At 73.8% G+C, this 16636-nt stretch carries 15 protein-coding genes; 5 read left to right on the top strand and 10 right to left on the bottom strand.

Features of this window, described 5'->3' with window-relative positions; translation table 11 throughout:
* Positions 1-8: 8 nt before the first annotated feature.
* On the bottom strand, positions 9-974 hold the full coding sequence (locus ACWCHM_RS32730; protein WP_088644755.1) for a complex I subunit 1/NuoH family protein: 966 nt from the start codon (positions 972-974) through the stop codon (positions 9-11).
* Positions 974-1771, bottom strand: a complete 798-nt coding sequence (locus ACWCHM_RS32725; RefSeq protein WP_454221184.1) for an NADH-quinone oxidoreductase subunit C — start codon at positions 1769-1771, stop codon at positions 974-976. The genes ACWCHM_RS32730 and ACWCHM_RS32725 overlap by 1 nt, the downstream gene beginning before the upstream one ends.
* 175 nt (positions 1772-1946) lie before the next feature.
* Between ACWCHM_RS32725 and ACWCHM_RS32720 the strand changes: the two genes are divergently transcribed.
* Positions 1947-2993, top strand: a complete 1047-nt coding sequence (locus tag ACWCHM_RS32720) for a glucose 1-dehydrogenase (RefSeq protein WP_454221183.1) — start codon at positions 1947-1949, stop codon at positions 2991-2993.
* Positions 2994-3009: 16 nt separating this feature from the next.
* Here the strand turns inward: ACWCHM_RS32720 and ACWCHM_RS32715 are convergent, their stop codons facing one another.
* Positions 3010-4326, bottom strand: coding sequence for a DUF2252 domain-containing protein (locus ACWCHM_RS32715; protein ID WP_454221182.1), 1317 nt, complete (start codon positions 4324-4326; stop codon positions 3010-3012).
* A 537-nt stretch (positions 4327-4863) separates the two neighbouring features.
* Positions 4864-5424 carry an NADH-quinone oxidoreductase subunit B gene (locus ACWCHM_RS32710; protein ID WP_204957661.1) on the bottom strand — a complete coding sequence of 187 codons (561 nt, stop codon included), beginning with the start codon at positions 5422-5424 and terminating at the stop codon, positions 4864-4866.
* Between the two features lie 179 nt (positions 5425-5603).
* Between ACWCHM_RS32710 and ACWCHM_RS32705 the strand changes: the two genes are divergently transcribed.
* Together ACWCHM_RS32705 and ACWCHM_RS32700 are read left to right on the top strand one after the other, a co-directional pair.
* A complete protein-coding gene (locus tag ACWCHM_RS32705) occupies positions 5604-6152 on the top strand; it encodes a SigE family RNA polymerase sigma factor (protein ID WP_374760075.1) in 549 nt (182 codons plus the stop codon).
* The gene (locus ACWCHM_RS32700; protein WP_454221180.1) at positions 6145-7350 is read left to right on the top strand and encodes a hypothetical protein; all 1206 of its coding nucleotides are present in this window, start codon (positions 6145-6147) and stop codon (positions 7348-7350) included. The genes ACWCHM_RS32705 and ACWCHM_RS32700 overlap by 8 nt, the downstream gene beginning before the upstream one ends.
* 43 nt (positions 7351-7393) lie before the next feature.
* Here ACWCHM_RS32700 and ACWCHM_RS32695 read toward each other — a convergent pair whose 3' ends face one another.
* The 3 genes from ACWCHM_RS32695 to ACWCHM_RS32685 are packed head-to-tail and all read right to left on the bottom strand — an operon-like array spanning position 7394 to position 10755.
* A complete protein-coding gene (locus ACWCHM_RS32695) occupies positions 7394-8842 on the bottom strand; it encodes a pyridoxal phosphate-dependent decarboxylase family protein (RefSeq protein ID WP_454221179.1) in 1449 nt (482 codons plus the stop codon).
* Positions 8839-10410, bottom strand: a complete 1572-nt coding sequence (locus ACWCHM_RS32690; protein ID WP_454221178.1) for an MFS transporter — start codon at positions 10408-10410, stop codon at positions 8839-8841. Before ACWCHM_RS32690 ends, ACWCHM_RS32695 begins: the two co-directional genes overlap by 4 nt.
* 30 nt (positions 10411-10440) lie before the next feature.
* On the bottom strand, positions 10441-10755 hold the full coding sequence (locus tag ACWCHM_RS32685) for an MGMT family protein (protein WP_454221177.1): 315 nt from the start codon (positions 10753-10755) through the stop codon (positions 10441-10443).
* Between the two features lie 13 nt (positions 10756-10768).
* On the opposite strand from ACWCHM_RS32685, the gene proB reads away from it, so the two are divergent.
* A complete protein-coding gene (gene proB / locus ACWCHM_RS32680) occupies positions 10769-11926 on the top strand; it encodes a glutamate 5-kinase (RefSeq protein ID WP_281902661.1) in 1158 nt (385 codons plus the stop codon).
* Positions 11927-11975: 49 nt separating this feature from the next.
* Positions 11976-13217 carry a glutamate-5-semialdehyde dehydrogenase gene (locus tag ACWCHM_RS32675; protein ID WP_204957654.1) on the top strand — a complete coding sequence of 414 codons (1242 nt, stop codon included), beginning with the start codon at positions 11976-11978 and terminating at the stop codon, positions 13215-13217.
* Between the two features lie 34 nt (positions 13218-13251).
* Here the strand turns inward: ACWCHM_RS32675 and ACWCHM_RS32670 are convergent, their stop codons facing one another.
* From ACWCHM_RS32670 to ACWCHM_RS32660, 3 genes are all read right to left on the bottom strand, one after another.
* A complete protein-coding gene (locus ACWCHM_RS32670; protein WP_204957653.1) occupies positions 13252-14193 on the bottom strand; it encodes a prenyltransferase/squalene oxidase repeat-containing protein in 942 nt (313 codons plus the stop codon).
* Between the two features lie 93 nt (positions 14194-14286).
* Positions 14287-15468 carry an adenylyltransferase/sulfurtransferase MoeZ gene (moeZ, locus tag ACWCHM_RS32665; protein WP_204957652.1) on the bottom strand — a complete coding sequence of 394 codons (1182 nt, stop codon included), beginning with the start codon at positions 15466-15468 and terminating at the stop codon, positions 14287-14289.
* 111 nt (positions 15469-15579) lie between these two features.
* Positions 15580-16515, bottom strand: a complete 936-nt coding sequence (locus tag ACWCHM_RS32660; RefSeq protein ID WP_281902656.1) for a DUF3152 domain-containing protein — start codon at positions 16513-16515, stop codon at positions 15580-15582.
* Between the last annotated feature and the right edge of the window lie 121 nt (positions 16516-16636).

Raw genomic sequence — 16636 nt, 5'->3', positions numbered from 1 at the left:
GCCGACGCTCAGTTCAGGGTGAGACGTACGGCGGTGGTGAGGACGAGCTGGGCCAGCGCGGCCGGCACCAGCACCAGCCAGCACAGCCGCTGGAGCTGGTCCTCCCGCAGCCGGGGGAACGACACCCGCAGCCAGATGATCACGAACGAGACGGCGAACACCTTCAGCAGGGTCCACAGCCAGCCGAGCTGGGCGTCGGCGAACGGGCCCTGCCAGCCGCCGAGGAACAGCACGGTGGTCAGCGCGGCGATCACCACGATCCCGACGTACTCGGCGAGCAGGAAGAACGCGAACCGCAGCCCGGTGTACTCGGTCATGTAGCCGAAGACCAGCTCCGAGTCGGCGACCGGCATGTCGAACGGGGGCCGCCGGATCTCGGCCAGCCCCGCCACGAAGAACACGATCATCGCGGGGGCCTGCCAGAGCAGCCACCACGGCTGCCACGCCTCGACGATCCCGCCGAGGCTCAACGTCCCGGCCGCCACCGCCACCGAGGCGGCGGCCAACACCAGCGGCAGCTCGTAGCCCAGCAGTTGGGCCGCCCCGCGCAGCCCGCCGAGCAGGCTGTACTTGTTGGCCGACGCCCACGCCGACATCAGCACCGCCACCACGCCGACCCCGACCACCGCCAGGACGAAGAACAGGCCGATGTCCAGCGGCTGCCCGACCAGGTCGTCCGGGCCGAGCGGGATCACCAGCAGCACCAGCAGGTAGGGCACCAGGGCCACCACCGGCGCCAACCGGAACACCGCCCGGTCCGCCTCACGCGGGGTGATGTCCTCCTTCTGGACGAACTTGATCCCGTCGGCGACGAGCTGCGCCCAGCCGTGGAAGCCACCGGCGTACATCGGGCCGAGCCGGCCCTGCATGTGCGCCATCACCTTGTGCTCGGCCTGGCCGACGATCAGCGGCAGGGTCAGGAACGCGACCAGCACCCCGCCGATCCGGATCACCAGCTCCAACCAGGTCGGCATCAGGCCGTACCCCCCTCGTCGCCAGCCTGGTCACCGCGCGCCGGGCCGTCGCTCGTCCCCGGCCCGTCGGGGGCCGGGCGGGCGGTGGCCGCCGGGTCGTCGCCTGCTGCGCCGAGGCCGGGGGTACGCGGCGGTCGGGCCCCCGGGGCCGGCCGGGCCGGCCGCTCCCGGGGCGCGCGGGCCGCAGCCCTGTCACCCACCGTCACCGGTCCGGCCGGGGCCGGCACCACGCCCCACTCCCCCGGAGCGGGCACCCCGGGTGGGCGGACCGCCCGGCGACCCCCGCCGGCCTCGGACTCGCCCGGCTCCTTCGCCCCCGGCCACGGCTTGGCCACCCGGGAGGCGAGCACGAACTCCTTGCGCAGCGGATGCCCCTCGAACTCGGGCGGCAGCAGCAGCGGGGCCAGGCCCCGATGGCCGGTGAAGTCGACACCGAACATCTCGTGGGTCTCCCGCTCGTGCCAGGCCGCGCCCGGAAAGACGTCGACCACCGACGCCACCGTCGGCGTCTGCCTCGGCACCCGGGTACGCAGCAGCACGCCGTGCCGGTGCCGGGTCGACCACAGGTGGACCACGACGTCGAACCCGTCGGCCAGCTCGTCGACGGCGGAGAGCCAGTCGAAGAAGTCGCAGGCCAGCTCGGCGTCGTCGCGTACCGCGCGGAGGGTGTCCGCCCAGGCCGCCGGGGGTACGTCGACGGTGGCCCGGGCGTGGGCCTGCCCGCCGGACACCGACGCGGTCGCCTCGACCGGCGTGAGCAGCGCGACCACCCGCCGACCGACCTCTTCCGGAGTCATGCGGTTGATCCTATGGCCGCCGCCCCGACGCCGGGCCCGCCCGCCCGGTCGTACGCGCCCGGCGGACACCTGGATGAGGTGAACGGACGGCCCGCGCCACGGTTCCGACGGGTGCCGGAGCGGGCATCTGGCGCTTTGTCAGGCATGACGACGTGGGGCGGGGAAAGATGGGGCCGTGCGCGCTGTGACGGTGACTCCCGGAGTCCGCGACTCGCTACGGCTGGTGCAGGACTGGCCGGAGCCGCTGGCCGAGGAGGGCGCCATCCTGGTCGAGGCGCTCGCCGTCGGCATCTGCGGCACCGACCAGGAGATCATCTCCGGGGACTACGGCGAGGCCCCGCCCGGCCAGCGGGAACTGGTGCTCGGCCACGAGTCCCTCGGCCGGGTGCTGGAGGACCCGACCGGCACCCTGCAACCCGGCGACCTGGTGGCCGGCATCGTCCGCCATCCCGACCCGGTGCCCTGCCCGAACTGCGCCGTCGACGAGTGGGACATGTGCCGCAACGGCCGGTACACCGAGCACGGGATCAAGGGGCTGCCCGGCTTCGCCCGGGAACGGTGGCGGGTGCAACCGAAGTTCGCCGTCGGGCTGGACCCGGTCCTCGCCCCGGTCGGCATGCTGCTGGAGCCGGCGAGCGTGGTGGCGAAGGCGTGGGACCACATCGCGCAGATCGGCACCCGGGCCGAGTGGAAACCGCAGACCGTGCTGGTCACCGGGGCCGGGCCGATCGGGCTGCTGGCGGCCCTGCTGGCCGTCCAGCGTGGCCTGTCGGTGCACGTGCTGGACCGCAACACCACCGGCCCCAAACCGGACCTGGTCCGGGCGCTCGGGGCGACGTACCACACGGTGCCGGTCGACGAGCTGGACTTCGAGCCGGACGTGGTGGTCGAGTGCACCGGCGCGCCGACCGTGGTGCTGGACACCATGTGCAAGGTCGGCCCCGCCGGGATCGTCTGCCTGACCGGGGTGTCCAGCGGGGGCCGGACCATCGACTTCGACGCCGGGGCGCTCAACCGGGCGCTGGTGCTGGAGAACAACGTGGTGTTCGGCTCGGTCAACGCCAACCGACGGCACTGGGACCTGGCCGCCCAGGCGCTCGCCCGGGCCGACCAGTCCTGGCTGAACGCCCTGATCACCCGCCGGGTGCCGGTGTCGGCGTACGCACAGGCGTACGCCCACGCCGACGACGACATCAAGGTGGTGCTGGAGTTCGGGCTGTGACGCCCGACGGGCCGGCTCAGATGCCGGGGAGCCGGCCGTTGCGGAACAGGTCGACGAAGAGCTGGTGGTCGGTGCGGGCCCGGACGCCGTACGCGTGGGCGAACTCGACCAGGTGCCCGACGAAGCCGTCGGTGTCGTCGCCGATCGCCGCGACGATCGCCTCCTCGGTGGAGTAGTCCACCAGATCGTGGCTGGACTCGTCGTCGGCGACCGAGTGCATCCGGGCCACCGCCCGACCCAGGTCGGCGAGCACCCCGGCCAGCTCGTCCGGCTCGTTGACGTCCGACCAGTCCAGGTCGGCGGCGTACGGGGAGACCTCGGCGACGAGCTGACCGGCCCCGTCCAGCTCGGTGAAGCCCAGCCACGGGTCGGCGTGCGCCTGCAACGCCCGCTGCGACTCGGCCGTGCGGTGCCCCTGGTGCCGGAAGTAGCCCCGGACCCGCTCGTCGTCGATGTGCCGGGCCACCGCCGGCACCTGCGCCTGCTTCATGTAGATGACGACGTCGTTCTCCAACGCCTCGGTGTGCCCCTCCAGCAGCAGGTTGTACGACGGCAACCCGGCCGAGCCGATGCCCACGCCTTTGCGCAGCACCACGTCCTTGATCTGGGTGGCGACCGGTCGCAGTCGGGCCGTCGAGGGGGGCAGGGTGTCCAGGTACCCGGTGAACGCGGCGCACACCTTCTTGCGGGTCTCGCCGTCGATCTCGAAGACCCCGTCGCCGAGGGAGAACCGCCGCTCGTAGTTGTCGACGGTGGTCTGCGCGGCCAGCAGGTCGACCCGGGTGTTCAGCCGGGCCTCCTGGAGCACCCGGCGCAGCACCCCGTCGGCGTTGTCGAGGGTGATCGAGCCGATCGCGTCGTCCCCACCGGCGGCGATGGCCTGCAACTCGGTCAGGTACGACCGGGCGAAGCCGGTGACCAGCTCGCCGATCGCCCGGTCGGACAGGGCCTTGGCGTAGCCGATCAGGGCCACGCTGGCGGCGAGCCGTTTGAGGTCCCAGGAGAACGGCCCGACGTACGCCTCGTCGAAGTCGTTGACGTTGAACACCAGGCGGCCGGAGGCGTTCATGTACGTGCCGAAGTTCTCGGCGTGCAGGTCGCCATGGATCCACACCCGGCTGGTCTGCTCGTCGAGGAAGGCGTCGTCGGCGAAGTCGCCGCGCTGGTCGGCGTAGAACAACGAGGCGCTGCCCCGGTAGAAGGCGAACGGGGAGGCGGCCATCTTGCGGAACTTGCGACGGAACGCCGCCGGGTCGAGCGCCATCGACGCGCCGAACTCATCGGTCAGTACGTCGACGATGAAAGTGGACCGCCGGTCCACGGAGTCGGTCATGAAACGCACGCTAACCCCTACCCGCCACCCACCCTCGGGCCCCTCCTCCCCAACGCGCCCCACCCCGCCCTGCCCAGCCTCGCCCCGCCCCGCCCGGCCTCGCCCCGCCCGGCCCGGCCCGGCCCCGGTGATCAACCTGCCCGCCCCGCCTCGCCCCACCCCGCCCCACCCCGCCCCGTCTCGGTGATCAAGAGGTTTACGTCAGTTGATCAAGAGGTTCGCGTCAGATTCACGCGGAATGGTGACGCGAACCTCTTGATCACCGAGACGGGGCGGCTTGGTCACCGGCCCGGATCGGCCACGCACCTGCGGCACCACCCTGACCTCGGCCGCCCCGACTGAACCGGCCGGCATCCGGCCTCCAGCCCGCACACGGCACAGTGATCAAGAGGTTTTGGACAGTGTCGGGCGCGGATTTGACGCAAACCTCTTGATCACCGGGGCCCAGCGGGGGATCACTCGGGCCCAGCGGGGGTGCGGTGGGGCCCAGCGGGGCCGGGGGTGGGGCGCAGCTGGGCAGGGTGGGGCGGGAGCGGGTCAGGAAGGGGTCGGAGGGCGGACCGGGGGGGCGGTCAGGGACTCGACCGGGCGGGGGGCGTCGGCGGGCGAAGCCAGCGGGTCCGTGCGGTCGACGCCGCCGATGCCTGACTGTTCGGCGGCGATCTTCTCCTGAAGGCGGAGGATGCCGTGCAGGAGCGCCTCCGGCCGGGGTGGGCAGCCGGGCACGTAGACGTCGACCGGGATGAGCTGGTCGACGCCCTTGGTCACCGAGTACGAGTCCCAGTACGGGCCACCGCAGTTGGCGCAGGACCCGAAGGAGATGACGTACTTCGGCTCGGGCATCTGGTCGTAGAGCCGCTTGATCGCCGGGGCCATCTTGTCGGTCACCGTGCCGGAGACCACCATCAGGTCGGCCTGCCGGGGTCCGTGCGCGAACGGGATGACGCCGAGCCGGATGAAGTCGTGCCGGCCCATGCTAGTGGCGATGAACTCGATCGCGCAGCAGGCCAGGCCGAAGTTGAACACCCAGAGCGAGTAGCGACGACCCCAGTTGAGGACGAACCGGATCGGCTCGCCGAGCACTCCCGGCAACTGCACGACCGCCTCCTCGTCCGGCCGGTCGACGCCCATCCGTCGCCGTGGCCGCTGCGCTGTCTCCCACTGGACAGTCAACCACAGCCCACGGACGCAACCCCGTGCGCCGGCAGCGGGCTCTTACCGGTGTGACGGCGGCCCGGGTCCGGGATGCGGGCCGCCGGCGACCACGGGGAGGACGAGTGACTGTGACGAGAAGCGCGCGGGTCGGTGATCCGCCACCCGACCCCGCGACCGCACCCGGGCAGCTGAGCTTCGACGGGTTCTACCACGCCCACTTCCGAGGGCTGGTCGTGCAGCTCACCGCCTACACCGGCGACCTCGGGCAGGCGCAGGACCTGGTGCAGGAGGCGTTCTGCCGGGCGTACGCGCGATGGGACCGGGTGTCCGGCTACGACGATCCGCTGGCCTGGGTCCGCAAGGTCGCCTGGAACCTCGGTCACCACCGGTGGCGGCGGCTGCGGACCGCCCAGGCGTGGCTGTCGCGGCAGCGGGAGACGCACGTGGCCGGGCCGACGCCCGACCGGGTGGCGCTCGACGTCGCGTTGGCGCAGCTGCCCGCGAAGCAGCGCCGGGCGGTCGTCCTGCACTACCTGGCCGACATGTCGGTGGGCGAGATCGCCGCCCAGGAACGGGTCGCCGAGGGGACGGTCAAGTCCTGGTTGCACCGGGGCCGGGCCGCGTTGGCGACGCAACTGCGGGAGAGCACCGGGGAGGTGCGCGATGCCTGATTCGGAGATTCTCGACCCGACCGAGGAGTTCGCCCGTTACCGCCGTACCGTGCTGGACTCGGTGGTGGTGCCGGGCCCGGCCGCCGTCCGGCGGACCGTGCGGCTGCGCCGCCGTCGCCGGTGGGCCGCGCTGGTCGCGGCGGCGCTGGCGTTGCTCACCGGTCCGACCCTGGGCTACGTCGCGCTGCACCGCCCGGAGCCCCGGCCCGGCCCGGTGCTGCCCACCCCCGACGCCACCGGCACGCCGACGCCGACCGCGCCGACGACCCCGACCGGTGGCCCTCCGCCGACCGGCGCGGGCCCGACGGCGACCCCGCCCGACGGCCGGATCAGCCGGGGCGAGCTGCTGGCCACCCCGGTGACGCTGCCGACCTGGCCGACCGGTGCGGCCTGCCCTACCGCAGGCGTCCGGTTGACCGCGGACGGCCAGGAGGGGAGGAACGCCCTGCTCGCCCTCGCCCACGGGGACGTCGACGGGGACGGGGCGCAGGAGACGGTGGTGTTGGTGCAGTGCGTCTTCGGCACCCACGGCTGGCAGCAGGTGGTGGCCTTCGACCGGGGCACCACCGGCCGGATCGTCACCGTCGGGCGGGTGGTCGTCAGCGCCCGGGAGCGGCCCCAGTGGCTGATCGGGGTGCAGGTACGCGGCGACGGGGTGGTCCGGGTGCAGGTCGGCGACATCTACCCGGGCGGCGGCTGGGCCGGTGAGTGGTCGCAGCGGCAGTGGCGCGGCTACCGCTGGGACGGCGGCTCGTTCCGCCAGGTTTCCGGTCCGACCGGTTTCCCGACCAACCCGCACGAGGTGAACCTGGTGGTCACCGCCACCGAACTGGTGCTCGGCGTCGCGCCGGACGGCTCCCGTACCGGAAGCACGACGGTGCGGGTCCGCAACACCGGCACCGCGCCGGCCCGGTCGGTGGCGCTCCGGTTCGACCTGCCGGCGGCGTTGCGTCCGGACGGCGACGGCTGGTCCGCCTGCCGGAGCGCCCCGGGAACGACCGGCGGGCCGGTGCGCTGCGAGGTGGCCGGGCTGACGCCCGGTGCCGAGATCCGGCTCGTCCTGGGCCTGCGGGTGGCAGGTGACGACCCGCCCGGCGCGGGCACCGCCGAACTGACCGCCAGCGCGTTGGACGCCGACCACCGGGTCGTCGCGGAGGTCGTCGAGTACGACAACGTCACCCCGCTGCGCTACCGGTGACCAGCCGTCCCGGCCGGCCCGAGCGCCGGCCGGGACGCCCGGGTCACCAGGTGGGGCGTTGCAGCAGGCCGACGAACTCCACCAGCAGCCGTTCCCGCAGCGCGGCGGGGGCGGCGTTGAGCAGGGTGTTCACCACCGCCATCCGGTCCGGCGGTCCGGCACCGAGCCCCAGGCCGGCGGCGAGTCCACCGATCAGCTCCGGGGTGAGCGCCTCCGGGGTCAACGAGCCGGCCAGGGCGACCAGGTCGGCAGAGAGTTCGACCGGCCCGGCCTGACGGGCGGCGGCCACCGCGTCGGCCAGGTCCGGGCCGAATTCGGCCACCCGGGGGGCCACCGAGGCGGTCACCGTGAGGTGCACGCTGACGGGCAGGTCGGCGTACCGGAGCTGGGGCTGGGTGTGCCAGCCCCGGGCGGTCAGCTCGTCGACCAGGACGAACAGGTCGAGCGCCGGGTCGGTGCTGGTGAAGCAGACCACGGTGGCTTCGGGTTCGGCCATCAGCCGCAGCCCGTCGACCCCGCGGACGGCGGCGGCCAGGGTGCCGACCGCGTCCCGGGTGGTGGCGGCCAACCGCAGGTAGCCGTCGTCGCCAAGGTGCCGCAGCGTGGCGTACGCGGCGGCGATCGGGCCACCCGATCGGGTGGAGGCGAGCACCGGGTTGACCATGGTGTAGCCGGGCCAGTCGGCGTACGCGAAGTACTGCGGGGAGCGCAGCGTCGGGTCCCGGTGCAGCAGCACCGACACCCCCTTCGGGGCGTACGCGTACTTGTGCAGGTCGACGGAGATCGAGGTGACCCCGTCGACGGTGAAGTCGAACGGTGGCACCGGCACGCCGAGGCGACGCAGGTAGGGCAGGGTCCAGCCGCCGAAGCAGGCGTCCACGTGGCACCGCACCCCGGCCGCCGCCGCCACCTGCGCGATCCCGGCCACCGGGTCGATCACCCCGTGCGCGTACGACGGGGCGGAGCAGGCCACCAGCACCGTCTGCGGGCCGATCGCGGCGGCCATGTCCGCCACCGACGGGCGCAGGGTGACCGGGTCGACGGGAACCGTGTCCAGGCCGACCCGCAGCAGGTGGGCGGCCTTGGCGAAGGCGGCGTGCCCGCTGGCCGGCACCACGATCCGGGGTGCGGTCAGCTCCGGGTGGGAGTCCCGGGCGGCCTTGACGGCCAGGATCAGCGACTCGGTGCCGCCGCTGGTGACGCTGCCCACCACGTCCGGTGCGGCGCTGCCCGGCCCACCTCCGAGCAGCCCGCCGGCCGCCCCCACCAGCCAGTTCTCCATCGCCAACAGGGACGGGAAGGCGGTCGGATCGAGCCCGTTCACATGCGCGCTCTCCGCGTAGGCCGCCGCCCCCAACTCGTCGAGCCCCCCGACCCCCGGGTCATACACATAGGCGAACAACCGCCCCCCGTGCACCGGCCGATCCCCCACCCGCATCTGCCGAATCTCATCCAGCACCTGCTCCGCAGGCACCCCGTTCTTGTCGATCATGGACTTGTGGTGGCCTTTCCGTGGGTTTTCGCGGCTTTCGTCCCCGCCACAACTCCATGATCGACGAGGCGGGTGGGGGGAGGCGGGGTGGGGGGAGGGGGGGTGGGTGGGGGTGGGGGGAGGTAGGGGTGGGGGTGGAGGAGGAGGGTGGCGGGGGCGATGAGGAGGGCGGGGAGGAGGGTGAAGCCTAGGAGGACGCCTAGGCGGGCGGTGGGGGTTTGGGGGGCGGCGGTGCCGGTGGCTGAGGAGACGTAGCCGGAGAGGGCCAGCACCAGGCCGTAGATGCCGGGGCCGAGGGCCAGGCCGAAGGTCTCCCCGGCGGTCCACAGGCCGGTGAAGACGCCGGCCTGGCGGCGGCCGGTGCGCGCCGTGGAGGCGGCCACGCAGTCGGGGAGCAGGGCCAGCGCGAAGACCTGCTGGCCGGCGTACCCGACGCCGAGGAGCGCGACCACCGCGTAGACGACGACGGCGGGCAGCACCGGCGCGGCCACCAGGGCCGCCGCGCCGGCGGCCAGCAGCAGCGAGGCGGCCACCAGCGCGGTCTTCTTGCCCAGTCGCGCGCCGAGCCGGGTCCACAGCGGCATCACCAGCAGCGCCGGCCCGACGAAGCAGGCGAACAGCACGGTCGGCCCGGTGGTCGGGTCGCGCAGGATCTGGGCGGCGAAGTAGCTGACCCCGGCCAGGATGGTCGCCACCCCGGCGGACTGGATCACGAAGCAGAGCAGCAGCGCCCGGAACGGCCGGTCCGCGGCAACCACCGCGAGCTGGGCGCGCAGCGTCGGCTCGGTGGCGGTCACCGTACCGGTCGCCGCCGACCGGGTGCCGAGGAACGCGCCGAGCGCGCCGAGCGCGATCAGCGCGGCGACGAACACCCCCATCCAGCGGTGCCCGGCCACCCCCTCGCCGCCGGCGGTCACCACCACCGGGGCCACCGCGCCGGAGATCAGGATGGCCAGCGCCAGCACCGCGACCCGCCAGCCCATCAGCCGGGTACGCTCCGCCGCGTCGTCGGTCAGCTCGGCGGGCATCGCCACGTACGGCACCTGGAAGAAGGCGAACGCGGTGGCGGTGGCGAGGAACGCGACGGCCACGTACGCCCCGGCGGCCGGCCCGACGCCGAAGGGCGCGGCGAAGATGGCGGCGAAGAGCACCGCCAGGGCGAGCCCGGCACCGAGCAGCCACGGCCGGCGCGGCCCCCAGCGGGAACGGGTGCGGTCGGAGATCCGCCCGGCGACCGGGTTGACCAGCACGTCCCATGCCTTGGGCAACAGCACCAGCAGGGCGGCCAGCCCGGCGGCCACCCCGAGGGTGTCGGTCAGGTAGGGCAGCAGCAGCAACCCGGGCACGGTGCCGAACGCCCCGGTGGCCAACGAGCCGAGCGCGTAGCCGGCGTGCACCCGACGCGACAATCCGCCCCCGCCGGCACCAGCCGACCGGGGCGTCCCACCGGCCGACCCGGACGAACCGCTGGCCGACCCGGACAGCCCGGCGATCGACGCAGGCGGATCGCTCGCCGACCCGGGCGGACCGGCGGGTGGGGAGCCGGGCCCGGCCGGCGGCGCGTCCATCGGCCGAATGTTACTCACGTTACCGCCGGGTCACCGCCCCTCATCCGGCCACCATTTGGCGGCATCCAGATCCACCCCGGCCCCGCGCAACGGGCAGCCCTCGGCCCGCAGCAGGGCCCGCGCCCGCACCTCGTGCCCGGGTGGCAGCCGACCCGCCGCGTTCACCACCCGGTACCAGGGGACCCCGCCACCGTGCCGGGCCATGATCGAGCCGACCAGCCGGGCCGAGGCCCGCCCGGACCGCTCGGCCAGTGCGTCGGCGATCGCCCCGTAGGACATCACCCGGCCCGGCGGAATCCGCTCGACCAGCGCGAGCACCGCCTCCACGTACTCCTCAGGCGTCACGACCGGCCAGGATATGGGAACGCGACGGGGTCCGCCGGCACCGACCGCGCAGAATGGGCGGGTGCGTGAAGCAGTCACCCAGGCCCGACGGATCGTCGTCAAGATCGGTTCGTCCTCGCTGACCACCGCGACCGGCGGCCTGGACGACGCCCGGGTGGACACCCTGGTGGACGCCCTCGCCGCGCTCGCCGCCGCCGGCCGCGAGGTGGTGCTGGTCTCCTCCGGGGCGATCGCCGCCGGGCTCGCCCCGCTCGGGCTCCCCCGCCGCCCGCGCGACCTGGCCACCCAGCAGGCCGCCGCCAGCGTCGGCCAGGGCCTGCTGATCGGCCGGTACGCGGCCGGCTTCGCCAGGCACCGGCTCACCGTCGGGCAGGTCCTGCTCACCGTCGACGACGTGACCCGACGGGCGCACTACCGCAACGCGTACCGCACCCTGCGCAAGCTGCTCGACCTGCGGGCGGTGCCGATCGTCAACGAGAACGACACGGTCGCCACCGAGGAGATCCGGTTCGGCGACAACGACCGGCTGGCCGCCTTGGTCGCCGCCCTGGTCGACGCCGACCTGCTGATGCTGCTCTCCGACGTCGACGCGCTCTGGACGGGCAACCCGACCCGCCCCGGCAGCACCCGGATCACCGAGGTACGCGGCGAGGCCGACCTGGCCGGCGTGGACATCGGCGGGGCCGGCCGGGCCGGAGTCGGCACCGGCGGCATGGTCACCAAGGTCGAGGCGGCCCGGATCGCCACCGGCTTCGGCATCCCGGTGGTGCTGACCGCCGCCCCGCTGGCCGGCGACGCGCTGGCCGGGGAGCCGGTGGGCACGTTCTTCCACCCGGCCCGGCGACGCCCGGCGGCCCGGCTGTTCTGGCTGGCGCACGCCACCGCCCCCCGGGGCCGGCTGCACCTGGACCCGGGCGCAGTGCAGGCCGTGGTGGGCCGGCGCAAGTCGCTGCTGCCGGCCGGGATCACCGCCGTGGACGGCACCTTCACCGCAGGCGACCCGGTGGACCTGGTCGACGTCGACGGGGCGTCGGTGGCCCGGGGCCTGGTCAACTACGACGCGGTGGAGTTGCCCGGCCTGCTCGGCCGCTCCACCGGAGAACTCGCCGCGGCACTCGGCCCGGCGTACGAACGTGAGGTCGTCCACCGCGACGACCTGGTGCTGCTGTGACGTCAGGCGTCCCCGCGCGGGCGCTTCCGAAGATCCGAAGGAGTACGCAATGAGCGTCGTCGAGCAGGCCCGGCGGGCCCGGGACGCGGCGGAGGCCCTCGCCGTGGCCACCCGTACGGTCAAGGATGCCGCGCTGCACGCGATGGCCGACGCGCTGGTGACGCGTACGCCGGAGATCCTCACCGCGAACGCGGCGGACCTGGCGGCCGGGCGGGAGGCCGGGCTGAGCGCGGCCGTGCTGGACCGGCTCGCCCTCGACGCGGGCCGGGTGGCCGGCATCGCCGACGCGCTGCGCGAGATGGCCGCGCTGCCCGACCCGGTGGGCGAGGTGGTCCGGGGTTCGACCCTGCCCAACGGGCTGGAGCTGCGGCAGGTACGGGTGCCGTTCGGGGTGGTCGGGATCATCTACGAGGCGCGGCCGAACGTGACCGTGGACGCGGCCGGCATCTGCCTGAAGTCCGGCAACGCGGCGCTGCTGCGTGGGTCGTCCTCGGCGGCGCACTCCAACGCGGCGCTGGTGGCGGTGCTGCGCGACGCGGTCGCCGGGGCGGGCCTGCCCGCCGACGCGGTGCAGTTGCTCGACGCCGGCTCCCGGGACTCGGTCAAGGAGCTGATGCGGGCCCGGGGCCTGGTCGACGTGTTGATCCCGCGCGGCGGCGCGTCGCTGATCCGCACCGTGGTCGAGGAGTCGACGGTGCCGGTGATCGAGACCGGGGTGGGCAACTGCCACGTCTACGTCGACGCCGCCGCCGACCAGGCCAAGGCGGTGGCGATCGCCCTGAACGCCAAGACCCAGCGCCTGTCCACCTGCAACACGGCCGAGTCGCTGCTGGTGCACGCCGACGTCGCCGACGCGTTCCTGCCGGCGGTGCTGGCCGCGTTCGCCGAGGCCGGGGTGACCGTGCACGGCTCCCCCGAGGTCGCCGCGTACTCGCCCGCCGTGGTGCCGGCCACCGACGAGGACTTCGCCACCGAATACCTCAGCGCCGACATCTCCGTCGCCGTGGTCGACTCGCTCGACGCGGCGGTCGCGCACATCCGCCGCTACGGCACCGGGCACACCGAGGCGATCGTCACCGACTCGCAGGCCGCCGCCCGGGAGTTCGTGGCCCGGGTGGACGCGGCGGCGGTGATGGTGAACGCCTCCACCCGGTTCACCGACGGCGGCGAGTTCGGCTTCGGCGCGGAGATCGGCATCTCCACCCAGAAGCTGCATGCCCGGGGCCCGATGGGGCTGCCCGAGCTGACCTCCACCAAGTACGTGGTGACCGGCGACGGTCACCTGCGCTGAGCCGCCCGGCCCCCGGCCACGCCCGAGGCCGGGGTCACCAGGTGCCGGGCTCGTCGTCCGTCGGCGGTGGGACCGGCCGGACCCGGCGCACGACAGGTGAGCCGGGTGGCGTCACCGGCGAGCCCATCGGGGCGAGTGGGAGGACCGGGCCGATCGGGCGGCAGGCGCGGATCGCGGTGAGCGTGGTGTGCACGTCGAACTGGTGGCCGTCGTCGCTGTCCCAGCCGCCGTCGCTGCGTTGGGTCTCGGCGAGCCGCTTGCGGGCCGACACCAGCACCCACTGCTCCTCGCCCACCTCGACCCGGCGCAGCGTGGCCGCCAGCGCGGCGGTGTCGGCCGGGGAGAGCTGCGGCATCCGCTCGGCCAGCACCGCCTGGATCCGGGCCGACTCGTAGTAGAGCTGCTGGCGGTGCAGCACGGCCGCGCTCAACCAGCCGGCGGCCAGGAACGACGGCCAGCTGCCGTCCGCGGCGAGCTGCCCGGCCAGGGCCTGCGCCGCCGCCTGCACCACCCCGGCGTACGCGCCGCCGACGCGGTGGTCCAGCGGGCCGGCGGCACGGGCGTCCCGACCGGCGACGCTGAGCCAGAACGCGGCGTTGGCGGAGAGGTAGAGCCGGGCCTCCGGGTCGCCCGGGGTGGCCCACTCGGGGGCGCTGCCGGCCAGCCTCGGGTCCTCGTCCCAGCCGCCGTCGGGTAGTTGCCGGGCGGCCAGCCAGTCCAGGGCGTGCCGGGCCGCCGGCCGGCCGAGCGCGCCGAGGTCGTCCAGCTCGGCGAGACGGAAGCAGGTGGCGTCGATGGAGGGCACGTCACCGCCGAGCATGGCCGGCCAGCCACCGTCGGGGGTCTGCCCGACCTCGGCCGCGTCGAGCAGGTCGGGGGGCACCGGCGCACCGGTGCGCAGCCGGGACAGTCGGGCGCGGTCCACCGCGTCGCCGTGCGCCACGACGAAGCCGACCGCGGCATCCAAGTCCACCACGGCGCTGACGCTACCGGCGCGAACGCGATCCCGCCTCGGGGAATCGGTCGAGGCCGGGGGCGGTTCGGCACCGCCCCACGGCCCCGGCCCAGGTCAGTACGCGGGCAGTGAGGGATCGATCTGCTTGATCCAGGAGAGCACCCCGCCCTGGACGTGCACCGCGTCGCGGAACCCGGCCGCCTTCAGCGCGGCGAGCGCCTCGGCCGAGCGGACCCCGGACTTGCAGTGCAGCACCACCTGCTTGTCCTGCGGGAGCTTCGCCAACGCCTCACCCGAGATGATCTCGCCCTTGGGGATCAGGGTGGAGCCGGGGATCCGGACGATCTCGTACTCGGCGGGCTCCCGGACGTCGACCAGGAAGATGTCCTTGCCGGCGTCCTGCCACTCCTTGAGCTCGGTGGCGGTGATGGTCGAGTCGACGATCGCCTCCTGGGCCGCCTCGGAGACCGCGCCGCAGAAGTCCTCGTAGTCCTCCAGCAGGTCGGTGACCGTGGGGTTCTCGCCGCAGAGCACGCAGTTCGGGTCCTTGCGGATCTTGATCTTGCGGTATTCCATCTCCAGTGCGTCGTAGACCATCAGCCGGCCGACCAGCGGCTCGCCGACCCCGGCGAGCAGCTTGATCGCCTCGTTGACCTGGATCGACCCGATCGAGGCGCAGAGCACGCCGAGCACGCCGCCCTCGGCGCAGGACGGCACCATGCCGGGCGGCGGGGGCTCCGGGTAGAGGCAGCGGTAGCAGGGGCCGTGCTCGGCCCAGAAGACCGACGCCTGGCCGTCGAACCGGTAGATCGACCCCCAGACGTACGGCTTGCCGAGCAGCACCGCCGCGTCGTTGACCATGTACCGGGTGGCGAAGTTGTCGGTACCGTCGACGATCAGGTCGTACTGGGCGAAGATCTCCCGGACGTTCTCCCGGTCCAGGGCGGTGTTGTGGATCTCCACCTGGACCAGCGGGTTGATCTCGCGGATCGACGCGGCGGCGGACTCGGCCTTGGACCGGCCGATGTCGGAGACGCCGTGGATGATCTGGCGCTGGAGGTTGGACTCGTCGACGGTGTCGAAGTCGATGATGCCGAGCGTCCCGACCCCGGCGGCGGCCAGGTACATCAGAGCCGGCGAGCCGAGGCCACCGGCACCCACACAGAGCACCCGGGCGTTCTTCAACCGCTTCTGCCCCTCGACCCCCACATCGGGGATGATCAGGTGACGGGAGTAGCGACGGATCTCGTCAACGGTCAGCTCGGCGGCGGGTTCGACGAGCGGGGGCAACGACACGGTGGACTCCCCGGTGATCGGCTGATGGCGAACCGAGCCATTGTTGCTCGACCGGCCACCCTTCGGCCATGAGCAGTGACACCCCGTCCGACATACGGGAGCGGGAATATCTCAACTGCCGGGTACGAGATCGCCCGCGTACAACGAGCCGTCGACGTACGGCCAGGCGTTCGCCACGCAGCCGTCCAGCCCGTACGTCTGCTGCTGCATGACCGGGGCCGGCTCGCCGGGGCCGGGGCAGGCCTGGTGTTCCTCGCCGAGTTCGTGCCCCACCTCGTGGTTGACCACGTACGTCCGGTAGACCGACAGCGGCGCCCCGTAGTCCGGCACCGCCTCCATCCAGCGGGCCAGGTTGATGACCACCCGACCGGGCAGCCGGCAGGAGGTGTAGCCCTCGGTGTCCAGCCCACCCTCGGCGCACATCCGCTCGGAGGTGGCCGGGGTGGCGAGATAGATGGTGAAGTCGGCGGCGGCGACCTCCGGCACCCGCTGGAACCGCAGTTCGCCCGAGCGGATCCAGCTGTTCGGATCGCCGAGCGTCGCGTCGACGGCGGCGGCGAACGCGGCCACGTCCTGCCCGGTTTCCTGCTCCACCTCGATCCGGTAGCGGTGCAACGGCCCGTCGAAGCCGTACACCTCGGAGCGGCCGTCGGCGGCGGTGAAGCGGCCGGGTCCGCTGCGCGGGTAGGCGACGGTGGTCCGTTCCGCGCGTACCCCGTCGGGCAGCCGGCCGCCGCCGGACCCGTCGGCCACCCGCCCGGCGACCTGCTCGGGGCGGCTCGGGCCGCGCTCCGGGTGGAGGGTGACGAACCCGCCCACGCCCGCGCCGAGCAGGGCCAGGCCGAGCAGGGCGGCCCGTCGACGACGCCGGCGCATCCGCCGGCTGCGGCGCGGCCCGACGCCCGGCTCGCCGTGCCACCATGCGGCGCGCGGGTCGGCGTGACGCGGGCCGGCCCGGTACGGGTCGGCGGCGTACGGGTCGGTGTGACGCCGGTCGGGCCGGCCGGAGTCCGGCGGCCCCGGGCGCTCGGCGGACTCGGTGCTCACCCGGCCAGCATGGCAGACTAATCGGGCATAAACCTGCTATTGCCGCAAACTACGAGAACATGTTTCACTTCTCCGGTAACCGTCCGACAGCAGGCACCAGGCCCGGACACCCCCACCGGGA

Source organism: Micromonospora sp. SCSIO 07396 (assembly GCF_053667945.1).
The sequence above is the reverse complement of the archived record's forward strand: the minus strand, read 5'-3'. Positions and strand labels throughout refer to the sequence as shown.

Bases quoted from the DNA above. Each gene is read 5' to 3' on its own strand.
- ACWCHM_RS32730 (WP_088644755.1), bottom strand. From the start codon at position 974: ATGCCGACCTGGTTGGAGCTGGTGATCCGGATCGGCGGGGTGCTGGTC.
- ACWCHM_RS32725 (WP_454221184.1), bottom strand. From the start codon at position 1,771: ATGACTCCGGAAGAGGTCGGTCGGCGGGTGGTCGCGCTGCTCACGCCG.
- ACWCHM_RS32715 (WP_454221182.1), bottom strand. From the start codon at position 4,326: ATGACCGACTCCGTGGACCGGCGGTCCACTTTCATCGTCGACGTACTG.
- ACWCHM_RS32700 (WP_454221180.1), top strand. From the start codon at position 6,145: ATGCCTGATTCGGAGATTCTCGACCCGACCGAGGAGTTCGCCCGTTAC.
- ACWCHM_RS32695 (WP_454221179.1), bottom strand. From the start codon at position 8,842: ATGATCGACAAGAACGGGGTGCCTGCGGAGCAGGTGCTGGATGAGATT.
- ACWCHM_RS32690 (WP_454221178.1), bottom strand. From the start codon at position 10,410: ATGGACGCGCCGCCGGCCGGGCCCGGCTCCCCACCCGCCGGTCCGCCC.
- proB (WP_281902661.1), top strand. From the start codon at position 10,769: ATGGGAACGCGACGGGGTCCGCCGGCACCGACCGCGCAGAATGGGCGG.
- ACWCHM_RS32675 (WP_204957654.1), top strand. From the start codon at position 11,976: ATGAGCGTCGTCGAGCAGGCCCGGCGGGCCCGGGACGCGGCGGAGGCC.